Origin of the sequence: Desulfosporosinus lacus DSM 15449, assembly GCF_900129935.1 — a bacterium.
Classification (GTDB): Bacteria; Bacillota; Desulfitobacteriia; order Desulfitobacteriales; family Desulfitobacteriaceae; genus Desulfosporosinus; species Desulfosporosinus lacus.
Genome location: NZ_FQXJ01000003.1, coordinates 773328 through 788952, shown reverse-complemented (window position 1 = coordinate 788952; position 15625 = coordinate 773328). Strand labels below are relative to the sequence as shown.

Here is a 15625-nt window from a genome sequence, read left to right as displayed (position 1 = left end):
AGATCGGTATACTTCATAGGATTCTGCACCACTTACTGAATCCCAATCCAGCTCTATTTCATCGGAGCCTTCAGCCGTAGCCGTCAGATCTTTTGGCGCTGACAGATCGGAATCGTCGTCATCGTCATCGTCATCTGTTGTTGCATAGGTCTTGGCAGAATAGGTGCTTGTGCCGGCACTGTTTACCGAGACAACTTTATAATAATAGGCGGTATCCTCCGACAAATCGCTATCTGTATACTGGGAAGAGGTTGTGGTTGCGATTTTTGTGTACGTACCTGACGAGGTTTTAGCTCTATAAACATAATAAGATGTAGCGCCACTTTCAGTATCCCAATCCAAGTATATTTCACTGGAGCTTTTGGCACTGGCTGTCAGATCTGTTGGGGCTGATGGTGAACTTAAGGCTAAAGTATCTTTCGGAAATATTAAAGCTGAGAATACCAAGCAAAGAAATAAGGTCATTAATTTGAGACTGTTATTTTTCATTTTTTACCTCCATTATTTTAAGAGTATTTTCTCATGATCTCCCTAGAACTTTTATCTAACATTAAATATGGTCCCACAAGAAACTCCAACTTTTCAAAGTCCCTTTTTTCACAGTTCCATATAAGCCATCTCTTGCATTCCAAGTTCAACTCCTTTGCCAGGGCCAATCGAATATTAAAATAATCCGGTGCAATCAGTAAGTAACAATACTTAATTAAATTTATCACTTTGCGAAGAATCAATTGACGAAAAAATTATAGAAGCACCTATATACTTTATTCTTGTTTTATCTCCATAATCCTCCCTTTAGAAGAAACATTTTCTTGCGAAGATAAATCCTTCAGTTCCATTCCAACAAATCTTTAATTTCCTAAAAGAACTCCAAAGCTAAAAAAATCCGAACATCGAAGCTCTTAGATACAATTATAGTGTAATGGGAGTCTTGAAAATTAAACACATAATTAAGGACGGATTTTTAACCCTTTCTCTGATGCATCAGAGAAAAGGTTAAAAGTATTTATATCATGAGATAGACTGTATTATAAAAAACAAGGCCAAAGATTATTGTTCCAGCCTTGTTTTACTAATCAAGAATACAATTTTCCGTCATATAACCCTCTAAAAGAGCTAGAAAAACAGTAACTCCTAATAGATCCGCACTCCCGCCCGGCCCTATCTTCCGTTTGCAAAAATCCTCATCCATTTCTTGGATTGCTTTGATTCCTGCAGCCGTTGTCATACCCCCAAGAGCAATAATCTTCTTAGCGTTTTCCTGAACTTCTTTTAAAGTTTCGAAAGAGTGTCTATGTAAAATATTAGTATCTTCGTTAAATTGCATAATGGCTAACAGAGTTTGAACCAGCCTTGAGTTTTGGCTTAATTGCTGATTTTCCCGATAAACATCCAGGGCAATGTCAAAAACTGTGGGTAATCCTCTTTGAACTTCTCCCCTGATGCCTTCGACTTTGTGGGTTAAAAAGAGTCTTTCACCATGGGTCAACCTTGATGGATGGGTGTTTTCCAACTCGCTGACTCTGGAACTTAACTCCCTATCCACTATACCTTCGGTCATATTTTGAATAATCTTCTGCAGTGCAGAGAAGCCGGTTCCTGAGTATAAGACCTTACCTCCTGCGGCACAGCAGATTCCCATTAAAAAAAGTGTTCCTTTATGGGTATTAACCCCTCGTGTTTTATGAAACATTCTCCCTTCACCCAACTGCCCGATCTGCCTAATCTTCTTAAATATTTCTTTGGGGTTGTCAGAAGAAAACCCCGCTTTCGCGCAATGAATCAGAGGGTTGATTAGAGCAGCGGCACTATCCAGGAAGGTGAAATAATCCATGTCACTATGTGCACCATTAGAGACTTTAGAAACCAACCCGGGGGATGGATGACAGGCAACCTCATAAAGAATTGCTTGTACCGCTAAACTCGCAATGGCAATTGCCTGGTCATCTATGTTATTGTTCTTCCCTGCTATGTACATTTAATTTCTCCATTTTCTCCGCGTCAAAAGGGTTTCTAGATCCCCATTTTCCTATATCTTTTAAACCGGTCTTCAATAAATTCTATAACCTCATGCTCTCCATGTCGCCTTGATCTTACGCAATGTTGGGCATAATCCTCACACACATAACATTTTCTTCTGGGATATCCCAGTTCCTGTCTGCTTATGCTTCTACCGAAACTATCATAGACATCAAGGTCTAAACAACGTCCGAGAACATGCTTTTCTTCCAGATCAACCGTTATCCTCTTTAAAGCAATAGCTTCTTCTTTAACTGCAACCAAGAAAATCGGACCTTCTGCCCCTGGCTGCCACGTTTTAAAACATACCTTTTCCCCTAACATAGTGCAAATTAAGGCACTCATTTCCTGGATAATAGTCAAAGTGAGATCATTTGTTTTCTGAAGGCCGGGATAGTTCACTCTCATCACCAGCATCGGAGTTTGATAACGTTTTAGAAGGCTGTCAATTAACTCAGCCCTTCTCTCCCTTGCTTCAAGCAAATCGTTAACCATATATCTTTCCATAATTCAGTGCGGAGAGTCAGATCTTTTTATATTCTCCACGATCTCCCTTCCACGGCTTGTACTCAGAAACTCCAAGGTAACTTCTGGCAGGAGGTTACTGAGCTTATGAATATCATTCAATTTTAACAGACTTCTAACCATTGAAGCGCTGATCGCTTCGTTTCCAAATGCCTTCCTCTTGATTTCATGCAGTTCAACCCCGTAAATAGGTAGCACATCCTTTAAAGTCTCATTATATGTTTTTGTAACCGCACAATAAGGTTCTTCTCCTACATATCTTTTCTTAATCTTAAAAGTATGGCAAAAATACTTTCCAAAAATTGAGGAATCTAATTCAGCATAGGCTCTGAGTCTTTCTCCTTCCTCCCTTAAAAAGTAAGAGGGAAAGGTAGCTGCTGAGATAATGTATTCCCCACTGGGTATTACTTTGACATTTTTTAAATGACCAATCCCCTGACGAACCAGCTCAATTCTCGTTTCAAAAGGAAACAGAGATTTATCCTCTTCAACAATAAACACGAGGGCCTCACTGTTATTCTTAGAGGCTTCTTCAATTAAGAATTGGTGGCCCAAAGTGAAGGGATTGCAATTCATAACCAAAGCCGCCTTTTCCGAATCTCCCATGTTATAGTTCTTTTTTATTTCCTTTAATTTTTGACTGATATTGTAAATTCCGTTTTCTAAGAGAGCAACCTCAGGATTGTGATGGATAAGTTTGAAATTCAAGGCTGAAAAAATATGTGCCTGACAAGGCTTTGTAAAAACAAAATAGTGATATATACCTTGACTGAAGAGTTGATCGATTAAGGCGGAGACTAAAGTCGATGTTATTCCCTCTCCCCTAAGTTCATCAATAACCGCAAAACACTTTAGGACATTTTTTGCTTTTGAGCAAGTCGCAACCAGGGGGGTCCCCTGTACCGTGGTCATCTGCTCCCCGGCTCTTATGACCAGCGTATAGTCCACATCCCGATCTAAGACTAGGTCAAAATCTTCGAGGAAGGTTTCCACTTCATCTCGTTCCACCTTATTCTTGAGATTTACCTTTTCGATGTGAACTCCGTACATATTTTTTCTCTCCCTTATATAGTATATGGAAGCAAAAAACGGTTCTCATGCTTCCAAACTTACTTATTCCACGAAGGAACACGATAGTGTCCAGTGGACAGTATCGCCGAAGGCGCAGAGTCTGTGACGAATAATTTAGCGCCGCAGGATGCTATGAAACTGAGCTCACTTTCCTAACGACGTCGATAACACTGCCGTCCCTATACTCTACGACAGCGACAATTTTCTCAGATGTTTCAACCCCCTTAGGGACTCCTGTGATTTTTTCTGCCAGCAGTTTTAATTCTCCTATGGTCATTAGAGGGAGATTGGTCATCTTTAGCTTTTCAAGCAGGTCCCCTCTTTGAGGATTAACAGCAATTCCTCGCTCCGTGACTACAACATCAATGCTATCCCCAGGAGTAGTGACCGTTATCACCTTGTCCTTGATTATTGGGAGTCGGGCCTTCATAAGATTTGTTACCACAATAGCAAGTTTTGATCCGGCTGCCGTATCACTATGTCCACCTGAACCGCCCATAATCACTCCGTTGGACCCTGTCGTAACATTAACATTAAAGTCCGTGTCAATCTCTGTCGCTCCCAAAATCATAATATCCAGATTATTAACCACGGCTCCTTTTGTATGCGGATTACCATACATGGAAGCGGACATAAATTGATGGGCAGGGTTATCTCTATAAGACTCTATCGCTTTCAGATCAAAACATTGAACATCAAAGAGGCTTCTAAAAAGTCCTTCTTCCAACATTTCTACGAGATATCCGGTAATTCCTCCGGAAGCGAAACTTCCAGCCACCCCTTCATGTTGCATTATCTTTTTCAATTCCGCGGCAACGGCCAGTGAAGTACCGCCTGCTCCCGTTTGAAAGGACATGCCCTCTCGAACTAAACCGGAGGCCTTAATTACCTCAGTCGCTCTTTTAGCAATAATAAGTGCCACCGGATCCTTAGTAATTCTCGTCGTTCCGGAAACGATGCCCTTAGGATCTCCGATGGAATCAATTTGAACGATGTAATCAATAAAAACTTGGCTGATTTCAATGGGATAGGCAGGGTAAGGCACTAAATGATCCGTTATGGCGATAGTTTTATCGGCATACTCTGCATCTGCAACGGCATAACCTAACGATCCACAAGCCGCATCACCATAAACTCCGTTAATATTTCCATAGTTGTCCGCCGTGGGAGCTGCCAGAAAGGCAACATCGATGTGTAATTCTCCGCTTTCTATGGCCCTAGCCCGTCCGCCATGAGTTTGCATAATAGCGGGTTTCTTCAATTTGCCCCTCGAAACCGCTTCCGCCACCGGGCCGGATATGTAATTTGCAACTAAACCCGTTACCACTCCGCTTTCTATGTGCTCGACAAGGGGTGCATGGATTGGGAAAATAGAACTCGCAGCAACGGTTAGATCCTTAACTCCTCTTGCGGCCAATCTCTCCATGACTTTATTTAAAACATAATCTCCGTTTCTTAAATGATGGTGAAAGGAGATAGTCATCCCATCGGTGATGTTTAACTTATCTAAGGCATCCTCTAAGCTTGATAATACTTTTTGATCATTAGGGATCACACTTGTCAGCTTGACGGCGGTTCTGGTTTTTACTCCAACATCACTAAAAGCCCCTTGAAAAGGCCTAACATGCCCATATCCTTCAATATAGTCAGGAATTTCTCTGCCTAGTATAGTTTTCATCTTGCTCCACCCTCACCGCTGATAAGTCCCAGCCTTATGCCTTGATCGACTGTGCATGCCGCTCGATTGATGACAGGAGCATCAATCATTTTACCATCTAATGAGCAACATCCTTTGCCTTCTTTTTCCGCTTCCTCCATAGCATCCAAAATCCTTAAAGCTCGTTTTAGTTCATCCTCTGTGGGTGCGAAAACGAAATGAATAGTTTCAATTTGTCTTGGATTAATAGCCGATTTTCCAGTTAGCCCCAAACCTTTTGCTTTAGCTGTATCCTTTTCAAGCCCCTCATAATCGTTCGTATCTGTAAATGGAGTATCTATTGCATCTACCTTTAAAGCTCTGCACACAGTTGCCACCTTATTTCGGGCATAAAAGATTTCTTCTCCCTCTTTTGTCCGTTCGATTCCTAAGTCTGCTGTTAAATCTTCCCCTCCCAACAACACTCCAACCGTTCGACTAGAGGCTTGGATCACGTTATAGACATTTTCAAGTCCAAGGGCAGTTTCTATAAGAGCAATAATCTTTATGCATCCGAGGGGATATCCCTCTTCCTTTTCAATTTTATCCAGTAATTTATCCACAAGCTTTATTTCTTCTTCATTCGCTTTAGGGATCAACAATGTATCAGGTTTTACCCGAGCGATCATATCCACATCTGGTTGCCCGAACTCCGTATCCAGGGGATTAACTCTGACTACCACTTCCACCTGTGAGTAATCTATGGTTTTAATCGCTTCTCTAACTAAAATCCTGGCACTATCCTTTTCCGTTAAGCTAACCGCATCCTCTAAATCTAAGATAATCGAGTCTGCTCCCAGTATCGCTGCGTCTTGAAGCATACCAGGGTTATTCCCCGGCATAAACAACATCGTTCTTCTCAATTTTTCCATGTTAACCCACCTTATGTTTAAATTGCCCTGCTAATAGCAGTTTCTACTCTTGCTGCAATGGTGTAATCTAAAGCTCCCTTGTCTTGAGCCTTAATTGATATGCCTTCGATGCCCATTTCCTGTACTTTATGTAAAATCACTTGCTCGATGACCTCTCCGAATTGTTGCATAACAATACTTTCTAGTTCGAGCTCTGTTTTTCCAAACTCATTAGGTTTAACCATTATTAGAATATCATTAGACTCCAAGGTCCCCGCTTTGGCCACTTTCGTTATTTTCACGTTACTCACCTCAATCCTCAGAACATCCTACTAATTAACCTTTAATCTGCCCCAAAAATACACATTCCGAACACTTGTCATTATATCAAATGACAGGTGTTCGGAATAGCGTTGGACCCAATGCAAATCTTCTTTACGAGGTTAGTTTGATAATTCGAAGACTCCGTTTTCATAGTTAAAAATAAAAACCTCACCAGTTTCAATCATATAATAGAAGCCGTAAATATTTATCTCTTTATTAAGATACTTTTCTTTAATATAAGGATAGGTTAATAGATGTTTAATCTGCTCTAATATGTTTATTTGCTCGGTTAACCATTCTCTCATGTATTCGTCGTCTTTGTCTTCCAGATGTACCATGACCCTCTTCTTAACATTTTGTGCCAATTCCAACCATTTTTTAGTATCCGGCAAATTATTAAGAATCTCATCGGGCAAATAGATCGAAGCGCACCCTCCACAATTAGAGTGGCCACAGACAACAATATTTTCTACTTTAAGAGACTTTACAGCGTATTCAATTGCTGAAGTAGTTGCCACATAGTCCTGATGTGTTTCTTTATAGGGAGGGACTATGTTGGCAATATTTCGAACAACGAACAATTCTCCTGGTAAAGATTTTGTTATCATCTCTGGCATTACACGTGAATCCGAGCAGGCAATAAACAAAGTATGCGGTTCTTGACGTCGTTTCAACTTATCGAATAAATTCTTATGCTCTTCGAAGTCCTTTTGTCTAAACTTAATCAGCCCTTCTAACATTCTTTGCATAAGTCGACCTCCAAATAATTATTCTTTAGTTCTTTGGCCCATACAATTAGATACAGTAGATACAATAATAATTCCAAACAGTGGTTTGTAACTTCTTGCACTAACTTAATTATAAGGCCTTTTTACTAAAAATTGGAGGCCTTTATTATGTTTTTATTATGTTTTTTTATTATGGCAATCCCATTATTGTATTGCCTTATTATTCAGTATATTTGTTTTAATAAGCGCTATTAACAGCTTCTCCTTCTTCTTGATAATTATCACCAAATTTATCATATTGTAATCAGTATGCTTTATATTAATTTATACTATGATTGGTTCGCATAAACGCAACATCCGATGGCTCCATTATATTGGGGCTCTTGGGGTATCACGATCTTACGGCCGGACCCCCGCTCCAAAAGCTTGCCGACTGCTAGGTTATGCGCTACCCCTCCGGTGAAAACAATTATCTCCCCGCGAAACGATCGCAAAAGAGGCAAAATACGTTTAACAATCGTAGTGTTTACTCCTGCCGCCAGTTCAGTCAGGGGAAATCCTTCGACAATCTTACCGATCAGCTCACTTTCGCCGAACACCGCGCAAGTGGAATTCAGCTCCACAGGAGCATCGGTATATTCCCCCAGCTCCTCGAGAGTCAGGTCGAGTATAGTCGCCATATTCTCTAAATAACGTCCGGAAGAGGCAGCACACTTGTCATTGGTCAAAAAATCAACCATTCTGCCCTTTTGAACCTGAATGATTTTACTGTCTTGTCCACCCAGATCAACTAAAGTAAAATCCTTAAGACCTGTCTGATAAATTGCTCCCAACACATGGGCTTTAAGCTCAGGAATCGCTTCGCCGCCGGCAAGTTCCAGGGTATTCCGCCCGTATCCCGTGGAAACTAAATGATCGACCGCAGGCAATCCTAAAGCCTCAAAGTTCACGGATAATTTATCGCCCTGTTTTCGTCCGTACTCCCGGTAAAAACGAATCGTATCCAAACTTTCCAGTCGAAGGATCTCCAAACCTTCCTCTTCAGGCTTATATTCCATAAGGGCAATCTTAACACTCCGACTCCCCAGATCAATTCCACAAATGGTATGTTGTCCCGACATAATGCTTTTCATCCTTCCACCAATATATTCATTAGAGACCCTCTGAGAGGGTCTCTAACACACAAGGTCTATTCCCCTAACTCTGAGGGTCTTTTCATGCAACTTTGGATTCGGCGGGGCCCATGGTATGAAGTACCGCCATCAGATTCGTTACTTCATTCAACTCTTATCAACTTTACAATTTTAATCCGCTCTAATCATCTCTAATCGGCCTTAACCTACTTTCATAAGGCAAGCCGGAGCGCAAGGCAAAGAGCGTTTCAGACTACTCTCTAGTCTTCGATCATGCTTAAAAAAGACTCTAATCTCATTCTACTGCGTGCATCTAACCCTGTTGGATTTTCTCCTTCCAAAGTTAAAATCGGGTAATCCAGCTTTCTTCTAATAATCTGATCTTCAATCTGGCGATAACAAAAGCTTTGGGTATAGTGGATAATTCCATCAAGTTTACGACGTTCTGCTTCTCTGGCGATATCCTCTAAACGCAGAAATACTTTATAGGGATACGTGTACAAACGATATTGTTCAACAATGTCATCTGTCTTAAAAGGCATGGAAAATTGCCTCTGAACTTCATTAAAAACAACCCTGGCACCTTGTTCTTCCAGAAAATCGTACAGTTCCGGGAAGATAGGCGGAACCCCGATAAATCCTAGGCGTATTTCCCGCTTTTTCCTGCCTAACCCAGAACGAGAACGTTCTGGCAAAGGCTTTCGCGCACCCGCGCTTTGAATGAATTCTTGCATCTCATGAGCAAAACCCTCAGGATTACCATTAAAATCCGAACACGAGACAAGGTAGAGGTGATTTTCGAATCCACTCACCCTGTTCTCTTCCCAGGTCAAGCGATCAATCTCCCATGCTAATGCCCGAACCTGATCAAGCCTCTTCTTTTGCAGGTTCACGTCCTCCCAGGTGGTTCCCAACACATTAATTAGCTTGTCCATTTGAAGGCGGAGCATGTCAGGATCCCGATCATAAGGAAATGCAAAAGGAATAATCTCAATCCCCTCGACTTCCCAAGTTTCCATCAGGGCATGGGTATTACTGCAATCCCCTTGTGTAACAGCAACTATCTGTTGAATATCCGGATTATGCAAGGCTGTCGAATACAATCCTTTAATCCAGCCGCACACATTCCGTGGATAACCCGCGAGCTCCGCTTCCTCTAAACGTTGCATAGCTTCAGAACTGGTAATAAAGATATTGTTCAAATCGACCGGTGTATCCCCTGCCGCAAAAATAACTTCAACAGGCACTGTCGTTGTTAAACCGATTTTACTCATTAATTGTCTCTACTCCTTTGGTTCCAAGTACATCAAATATTAAAACTTATGTCTATTTTAGAGGATTAAGGTTGAAATGTTAAGTACGTTTAGCAGCTGCTACTACATATAGAAATATAGCTGCATATTTATAAGTATATTGGAACGAAAGTATCCGCCCTAATTAATTCCCCATTAATGGAAAAAATGGAATGTATGGTAAACATTCTATTGCTATCTTTCATGCATGGGAAGTATAATTAAGTTGTTTATCAATTCCGAGACTCCCCCTTATTCAAGTGGGTGTTCCTTATTCTACTTCGGTGACGATAGTCTCCAGTGGAATACCAGCCAAGTATTTTGGTGATGTCTATTATTTATCAGGCAACGAAGATTTCACTGAAAAATAAGGAGACGTGATAATAATGAGATTATCAAAAGAGGAAAAACCATATACTTATGCGGACTACCTGACCTATCCGGAAGGGGAAAGATGGGAAATTATGAATGGAGCACCTTATATGCAAGCTGCCCCAGCACCTATACATCAAGCGATACTAATGGAATTGGCTAAACAGATTGCGGTCTATTTGACAGGTAAACCTTGCCGAATATACCCTGCACCTTTTTGTGTGAGGTTACCTCAAGGATATGAAAAGAACGATATTGAAGTAAAAAATGTAGTCGAGCCCGATATTTCTATTATTTGCGACAAATCCAAAATTGATGATAAGGGTTGTAATGGGGCACCTGATATGGTGATTGAAATAATTTCTCCTGCCTCAATTAAAACAGACAGGGTCATAAAGTTTAACCTTTATGAGAAAGCCGGTGTTCAAGAATATTGGATTGTCGAACCAGAACAAAGAATGGTCAGCGTTTTTCAACTGCAAAAAAATGGGCGATTCAGTCGCCCTGAAATGTACACTGATGAAGATAGTATACGGGTATCTTTATTTGCGGATTTAGAAATTGATATGGGGGCAGTATTTGCACAAAGATAATAGACTTCAAGTGGGATTTTCTAATTAATGCACGCTTGCATCCAACGTCTAAAGCCTTAGTTTACACGACGAGAGCGTGTCTCGCGAACCCTCTTTAACACAGCGAGTGTCCTGTTCATCTCATTGTGCACGATCATATACCCTTCATCTACTCCCATACCGGGTTTTGCAAGCATTTGGTCCGGACGGGCAGCCAGGGATACATGCACCGCAGTCCTCCCTCCGGAATCCGTTTCATTGCAGGACCCACCTACATAAGCGCCAACTCCGTATTTTTTGGCATAGATAACCGCTTCAATCGTGTTTTGAATCCCCCCCAGATCCGGAGTTTTAATTTGAACCATATCCGCAGCTTGAGCATCCACAAACTTGACAATATCTTCGTAAGTATTGCACCACTCATCAGCCACGATTTCCACTTTAACTCCCCGAGCCTTCAAGGCCACGCGCAAGGCCTTCAGCTGTTCTATCTGCCCTTCCAGGCTTCCGGCATCCATAGGCCCTTCAATCCGCAAGTGCAAGGGATCAGCGGCTTTTTCTAACTGTATAAAGTACTCCACCATCCGCTCAACATTATCCTCAAAAGCAAGACCTATCGTACCATAAACGTCGATGTGTAAGATCGGACGATAATCATCACCGCCAAGCGTCATGATCCGGTTTCGAAGCCAATTCACATAATCCAGGAGCAGTTCTCCATCTTTACCAAGCTTTGTCTCTACATTATTGATCAAGGCGTGTGGTAAAACTCCGGCACGTTTTATAATCGCCTTATCCGCATTTTCATAGCGATCATCCCCGGTTTGAGTGAAAATAGGGACAGGTTCAAGAACCATCGGAAGCTCGTATTCTTCAAGAATCACTTCGGTCATTGTTTTCCTCTGAGCTTTAGCCACACCATCCAGAATAGCTTGACTCACACCATACCGAATCGCAGTATGATAACGTTCCCCATTCTCGCGTTGAGAGTTTTCAACAAGCTCCACCAATTTGCGGAAAGAATCTAACTCCTGACCCACAAGCTTAGGGGCAATCTCTCCCAGAATAATGGGAATAAAATCCTCAGCCAAAAACAGCGGATCCCTTCCCCCGGCCCCCGAATACTGTACAGCCGCACAATCCCCTGAAGCAACTTGCCCATCTTCCAAAATAAGCATCACTGAAATAGACTCACCCCGTTGACGAACCGCCTTAAAACCAGGCGTTTTCGGCTCCCCCAAATAAGTAAAACCATCATGCTCTACCCCAGATTTAATAGCCAGTTGATCATCAAAATAAAAACCCGTAAGCCCCGGTGAAGCAATAACATCAATAATCTTCATTAATAGTATCCTCCTTAGATAATGATCCATGTCATCCCCAAACCCAAGTCTAATTCCCCCAAGGGGCTTAGCTAACTACCCCGGCTTTCGGGAATACCCAAATCGTCCACGCAGGATAGACGTTGCTTGAGACCAAGAGAACGACTTAAGCGAGCAGCCCGCCAAACTTCACGAAAGCGCAGGCGGAGGACGGGGCGGAACACAGGACGTGTTCCGCCGGCCATGCGACAGGGACGTCGCTTTGGCCGGGTACCCCGTCCGGAGCCGAAGCTAGCGTGTTAGTTTGGCCTGCGAGCGCCGGTCGTGAACGGGTCTCAAGCAACGTCATCCCCAGAAACCCATAGACCCGAAAAAAGCTAACCCCTTGGCCGCCCAACGAGCATCCCTTTACCGATAGCATAAATATCATCAATCACCATCTGGAATGACGGATCCCTGTCCTCATCCCGACCGCGCTGAGCTATGCGTTCACGATGAAACTCCTTAATCGTCTCATCAAAGGGAATATTGCCAAAGTCCAATAACCGTACAGCACCTGTGGTGTCGCGAGCAGGGAGAATCTTTCCGGCATTATAGCGACTGGGTGCAAAGGGAACATCAATGACTCCGGCCTGAAACGCCCGAACTGTGCCCACCGCAGCATCTCCTTCTCCCAGTTCGAGGACTCGATCAAGGATCGCCCTTGTTTCAGCTAAGATCATATCTTCTTCTAGGGCAAGCTCTGGAGTCATAGGCAGCGACTGATCTTTTAACATAGTTAATATTTGTTTTGTGGTTCGGATACCGGCAGCATTGGCCTCTTTGGTAGGAATCCCCAGGGCTTCATGAGGAGTTTTTACAATGACCTTTGAGGCTTTACCCAAAGCCGCAGTCACTGCCCCCCAGGAGATGACCCCAAAGGCTTTCGCTTCATCCTGGGGAAAACCACCCATCCATTGGTGAAAGACCGTGGTGATCATCACTTTCGGCAAGCCTAGTTTTGCTAAATACTCTTCCGCAAGAACCGGCAAGGTATGCAGTGCCGCAACATCTTGGATGAGATTACCGCATTGTCCATAACCGAGAGTCAAACTGCGGACCCCCTGAGCGACTGCGAGAATCCCTTCTATAACAGCAACAGCATGAGAAATAGCAGGCGGAACGAGGGTCCCTGTCAATGGACCAAAGGGCTCACGGTTGATTTTCACCCCTTGTTCTTCGTACAGACCGATAAGGCGATCCACATACTGCCAATATTTTATGGTGCTTTCAATAGAAACATCTTTAGAATAAGGAATGTTATAAGAAATTCCGCCGCCTTCATAATCTGTAAATCCACCGGCAATGGTAATTTCTGCCAGCAAGCGAGCATCCGGCGTCCCGTGACGAACTTGAACCGGCACTTGAACACTTTCCACAACCTGGCGACAGGCCGCAACTCCATGGTTTACCGCCGGAAACCCGTTGAGCATAGAACGACCAATCATCGCACTTTCTTCTATACCCGCTTGAGCTTCCGTGTAACGGTTTTGGCGGGTATAGGAATCAATGGTGGAAGGCAGGAAATCAGCCCCTCCTTCATCTTGAAGAAAACGTAACAATTCAATATGCTCACTGATGAGGGCTACACCCGCCCGCGGTTGAGCATAGGTAATCCCTTTTTCTTTTCCTTCGGCAAGTTTCTCTGCAAATATTTTACTCTTAGGCAACGATTTCTGATAGGCAACGGCTTCTTCAAAAAAGACATCCTTACCCGTCTGCCATTGTCCCAATACTTCCTGCCGCTGGCGCTGAAACTCTTCGGCGTCCATTTGTCGGACTGTCAGATCCATATACTAAACCTCCTAAAGTTTTACAATGTATTTTTTCATCATCCGAAGCGCAACCTGTGGCGACACCTCTCGCAGTAAGCCCATGGCTGCTAAAATATACTCTTTATCCAAGTAGAAACTGGGATCTTGTGGTTTAAGAATCGTGGGTTCCTGCGGATTAAAGACCGCACCTCGTAAAATTTCCAAGGGATCTGAATGATGGAGAAGCACTCCCCCCGTTCCAATGACCACCGCTAATGGCGTTAAGTCCTTGCCGTTCTGGACATAACTTGCTCCGAAAGGAGTATAGACCACTTCTATCGTTCCCACATGGCGATCCACTGCCAAACCTACGGCAATTCGGCCCATAGCCACATCAAACTTCGCTTCTTCCGCCGTTTGAGGGATTCGCCAGGGATCCTCTTTATATAAACTCAGTTGGTCTAAAACTTGATCATCTGTCCAACCAAGATTGTCCAGCAAAGGTTTTCCGGCAGTTTCCACTAAAGCTTCTGAACTGTAACGCATCCCCAGATCCCCTTCGACCGTCCGTTTGACATAAGGTTCGGGCAAGCCTTTCAGCATAACACTGGGTTTGCTCGGATCACCTTTAGCAATGGAATGGACATCTGTCGTGGCACCGCCAACATCCACAATGATTAGTTCTCCCATTCCCGGTTCAGAACCGTATCCCTGAGCTAAAAGTTCTGCCGCTGAAAGCACTGCTGACGGTGTTGGCATCATGATCCTCTCCAGGAATTCTTCCGCTTTGTCTAACCCTTTGGCCTGGATAATGTGGGTTAAATAAACCTCCCGAATTGCTAAACGAGCAGATTCCACTGACAAAACGCCCAGTTCCGGCATCACATTGTCTGCGATGACTACGGGGGTGTGTCTCTTCCCGAGGATATCTGCAGCTTGACCGGATACAACTTTGTTTCCCGCGATCACCACAGGAAGGCTGACAGGGAGTGTACTGAGCATTTCCGCATTTTTGAGAATTACTTCCCTGTTCCCGCCATCAGTTCCTCCGGCTAACAGAAGGATATCCGGTTTTGAAACGATAATTCTATCTAAATCTTTCTGAGTTAACTCATAGCTGAAGACTTCCAGGACTCGAGCACCGGCACCCAAGGCTGCACGCCTCGCCGCCTCTGCAGTAAGCTCTTTTACCAACCCGCTGGCAATCATTTTTAAACCGCCGGCTGCGCTGCTGCAGGCCAGCTTTCGAACAAAGTTCCATCCTTCCGCCGGCTCGGGAATTTGGGCTAAAGCTGAGTTCATCCCGTCCATTATGTTTGTTTCAATGGTTGTGCCTGCTCGAGCCGTCCCCAGGATATTCTCACTCTCTAAGTCTACGATTGTCACTTTAGTATAGGTACTGCCAAAATCAATGAGAAGGACTGCTTGCAAGGTCCATTCCCCCTTTTAATCTATCGTCATGCCTAAGTCCTTACGCAGATCTTCGATGGGAGTATCCGGAAGAGTTCCCGGGGGATAAACTCGGTCAAAGCCCATGGCCAAAAACCGCTCTTTAACCGACTCAAAATCCTGTTTCCCTACGACTAAATTCCCGCCTACATACATGATGATCTTGCCAATTCCAGTTTCCTGACATTTTTCACGCAGCCCCCGGCAATCCATCTCTCCATGTCCATACAAGGACGAAACCAATAAAGCGTCCGCATTCGTTTCAATGGCTGAATGAATGAATTCCTCTTGTGTTGCCAAGACCCCAATGTTGATCACTTTGAAACCTGCTTGGGTAAAGGCAAAGTCTAAGATTCGATTGCCCACAGCATGCACATCTGATCCAATAACCCCTAATACCACAGTTTTTTGCTCCATCGATCAATTCCTCCTGGTCATTTCTTAACCTTCGTCAAGTTAATCTGTTTTAAATCCTAAG

General features: G+C 43.4%; 15 protein-coding genes. 1 reads left to right on the top strand and 14 read right to left on the bottom strand.

Features of this window, described 5'->3' with window-relative positions:
• From BUB11_RS03720 to BUB11_RS03675, 10 genes are all read right to left on the bottom strand, one after another.
• Positions 1-489 (bottom strand): fibronectin type III domain-containing protein (locus tag BUB11_RS03720; protein WP_143187542.1); only part of this gene is annotated, 489 nt, incomplete at its 3' end.
• Between the two features lie 583 nt (positions 490-1072).
• Positions 1073-1978, bottom strand: coding sequence for a triphosphoribosyl-dephospho-CoA synthase CitG (gene citG / locus BUB11_RS03715; protein WP_073027964.1), 906 nt, complete (start codon positions 1976-1978; stop codon positions 1073-1075).
• 35 nt (positions 1979-2013) lie between these two features.
• Positions 2014-2526: a citrate lyase holo-[acyl-carrier protein] synthase gene (gene citX / locus BUB11_RS03710; RefSeq protein ID WP_073027962.1), complete on the bottom strand. Its 513-nt coding sequence runs from the start codon at positions 2524-2526 to the stop codon at positions 2014-2016.
• A gap of 3 nt (positions 2527-2529) precedes the next feature.
• On the bottom strand, positions 2530-3594 hold the full coding sequence (gene citC, locus BUB11_RS03705) for a [citrate (pro-3S)-lyase] ligase (protein ID WP_073027961.1): 1065 nt from the start codon (positions 3592-3594) through the stop codon (positions 2530-2532).
• A 151-nt stretch (positions 3595-3745) separates the two neighbouring features.
• Positions 3746-5293 (bottom strand): citrate lyase subunit alpha, encoded by a 1548-nt coding sequence (gene citF / locus BUB11_RS03700; RefSeq protein WP_073027959.1) that lies wholly within the window; start codon positions 5291-5293, stop codon positions 3746-3748.
• Entirely contained in the window at positions 5290-6183 is an 894-nt protein-coding gene (locus tag BUB11_RS03695; RefSeq protein ID WP_073027957.1) for an HpcH/HpaI aldolase/citrate lyase family protein, read from the bottom strand. The genes citF and BUB11_RS03695 overlap by 4 nt, the downstream gene beginning before the upstream one ends.
• Positions 6184-6200: 17 nt before the next feature.
• Positions 6201-6464, bottom strand: a complete 264-nt coding sequence (citD, locus tag BUB11_RS03690; protein ID WP_073027956.1) for a citrate lyase acyl carrier protein — start codon at positions 6462-6464, stop codon at positions 6201-6203.
• A gap of 141 nt (positions 6465-6605) precedes the next feature.
• Positions 6606-7235 carry a carbonic anhydrase gene (locus tag BUB11_RS03685; protein WP_073027954.1) on the bottom strand — a complete coding sequence of 210 codons (630 nt, stop codon included), beginning with the start codon at positions 7233-7235 and terminating at the stop codon, positions 6606-6608.
• Positions 7236-7543: 308 nt separating this feature from the next.
• A complete protein-coding gene (locus tag BUB11_RS03680; protein WP_073027952.1) occupies positions 7544-8335 on the bottom strand; it encodes an acyl-CoA dehydratase activase in 792 nt (263 codons plus the stop codon).
• Between the two features lie 272 nt (positions 8336-8607).
• Positions 8608-9621, bottom strand: coding sequence for a 2-hydroxyacyl-CoA dehydratase family protein (locus BUB11_RS03675; protein ID WP_073027951.1), 1014 nt, complete (start codon positions 9619-9621; stop codon positions 8608-8610).
• A gap of 404 nt (positions 9622-10025) precedes the next feature.
• Here BUB11_RS03675 and BUB11_RS03670 point away from each other — a divergent pair, with 404 nt between their 5' ends.
• The gene (locus tag BUB11_RS03670) at positions 10026-10604 is read left to right on the top strand and encodes a Uma2 family endonuclease (RefSeq protein ID WP_073027949.1); all 579 of its coding nucleotides are present in this window, start codon (positions 10026-10028) and stop codon (positions 10602-10604) included.
• A gap of 56 nt (positions 10605-10660) precedes the next feature.
• Here BUB11_RS03670 and BUB11_RS03665 read toward each other — a convergent pair whose 3' ends face one another.
• From BUB11_RS03665 to glmS, 4 genes are all read right to left on the bottom strand, one after another.
• Entirely contained in the window at positions 10661-11926 is a 1266-nt protein-coding gene (locus BUB11_RS03665; RefSeq protein WP_073027948.1) for a methylaspartate ammonia-lyase, read from the bottom strand.
• A 356-nt stretch (positions 11927-12282) separates the two neighbouring features.
• Positions 12283-13737, bottom strand: a complete 1455-nt coding sequence (locus BUB11_RS03660) for a methylaspartate mutase subunit E (protein ID WP_073027946.1) — start codon at positions 13735-13737, stop codon at positions 12283-12285.
• A 12-nt stretch (positions 13738-13749) separates the two neighbouring features.
• Positions 13750-15129, bottom strand: a complete 1380-nt coding sequence (gene glmL, locus BUB11_RS03655) for a methylaspartate mutase accessory protein GlmL (RefSeq protein WP_073027944.1) — start codon at positions 15127-15129, stop codon at positions 13750-13752.
• Between the two features lie 15 nt (positions 15130-15144).
• Entirely contained in the window at positions 15145-15564 is a 420-nt protein-coding gene (glmS, locus tag BUB11_RS03650) for a methylaspartate mutase subunit S (protein WP_073027942.1), read from the bottom strand.
• Positions 15565-15625: the final 61 nt, after the last annotated feature.

Bases quoted from the DNA above. Each gene is read 5' to 3' on its own strand.
- BUB11_RS03695 (WP_073027957.1), bottom strand. From the start codon at position 6,183: ATGGAAAAATTGAGAAGAACGATGTTGTTTATGCCGGGGAATAACCCT.
- citF (WP_073027959.1), bottom strand. From the start codon at position 5,293: ATGAAAACTATACTAGGCAGAGAAATTCCTGACTATATTGAAGGATAT.
- citG (WP_073027964.1), bottom strand. From the start codon at position 1,978: ATGTACATAGCAGGGAAGAACAATAACATAGATGACCAGGCAATTGCC.
- citX (WP_073027962.1), bottom strand. From the start codon at position 2,526: ATGGAAAGATATATGGTTAACGATTTGCTTGAAGCAAGGGAGAGAAGG.
- BUB11_RS03665 (WP_073027948.1), bottom strand. From the start codon at position 11,926: ATGAAGATTATTGATGTTATTGCTTCACCGGGGCTTACGGGTTTTTAT.
- glmS (WP_073027942.1), bottom strand. From the start codon at position 15,564: ATGGAGCAAAAAACTGTGGTATTAGGGGTTATTGGATCAGATGTGCAT.
- BUB11_RS03680 (WP_073027952.1), bottom strand. From the start codon at position 8,335: ATGTCGGGACAACATACCATTTGTGGAATTGATCTGGGGAGTCGGAGT.
- BUB11_RS03685 (WP_073027954.1), bottom strand. From the start codon at position 7,235: ATGCAAAGAATGTTAGAAGGGCTGATTAAGTTTAGACAAAAGGACTTC.
- BUB11_RS03660 (WP_073027946.1), bottom strand. From the start codon at position 13,737: ATGGATCTGACAGTCCGACAAATGGACGCCGAAGAGTTTCAGCGCCAG.
- citC (WP_073027961.1), bottom strand. From the start codon at position 3,594: ATGTACGGAGTTCACATCGAAAAGGTAAATCTCAAGAATAAGGTGGAA.
- BUB11_RS03670 (WP_073027949.1), top strand. From the start codon at position 10,026: ATGAGATTATCAAAAGAGGAAAAACCATATACTTATGCGGACTACCTG.
- BUB11_RS03675 (WP_073027951.1), bottom strand. From the start codon at position 9,621: ATGAGTAAAATCGGTTTAACAACGACAGTGCCTGTTGAAGTTATTTTT.